Source organism: Geobacillus sp. WSUCF1 (genome assembly GCF_000422025.1).
Lineage (GTDB): Bacteria > Bacillota > Bacilli > Bacillales > Anoxybacillaceae > Geobacillus > Geobacillus zalihae.
The window spans coordinates 1-445 of the sequence record NZ_ATCO01000322.1 but is presented as its reverse complement, the minus strand read 5'-3'; the positions used below and the strand labels follow the sequence as shown (position 1 = coordinate 445).

Below are 445 nucleotides of genomic sequence, written 5' to 3'. Positions count from 1 at the left end.
TTATCTAGCACCACGGGTTATTTAAAATATATTATAAGAACAAATGTTCTTATTGTCTATATAAATTAAAATATTCGTAATAATCCCTTCCTCACTTTAATTAATGAATGGAAATAAATCGCAAAACAAAAAAGAGACAGTAAAGTGCAAGTACTGTCTCATCACGCCGCTTTATTCCTTATGCTCCAGAATGGCTTGCCACTCTTTCTCCCGATCTGTTTCCTAGGGTTCGATTCGGTAGCTCAGCCAGGCAGCAGGCAGAATCAGGCTGGATAACAGTTGCTCAAGTTTAATCCCGATAATGAGTCCTTTCCGCGGTTTGGAGAACTTCTTAAATTCAACATGGTTACTCTGTACAGCTCAACGATATTACAGAAAAGTTCCATGAGCAATTTTTGCTCTCCACCCGGGCATGAAAATCCCCCTTTTCTTCCCATAATGAAGA

General features: G+C 38.9%; 1 protein-coding gene. It reads right to left on the bottom strand.

Going from position 1 to position 445, the window contains the following annotated elements; translation table 11 throughout:
• Positions 1–263: 263 nt before the first annotated feature.
• The coding region (locus I656_RS19640; RefSeq protein ID WP_235048686.1) for a hypothetical protein at positions 264–445 on the bottom strand (182 nt) is incomplete at its 5' end.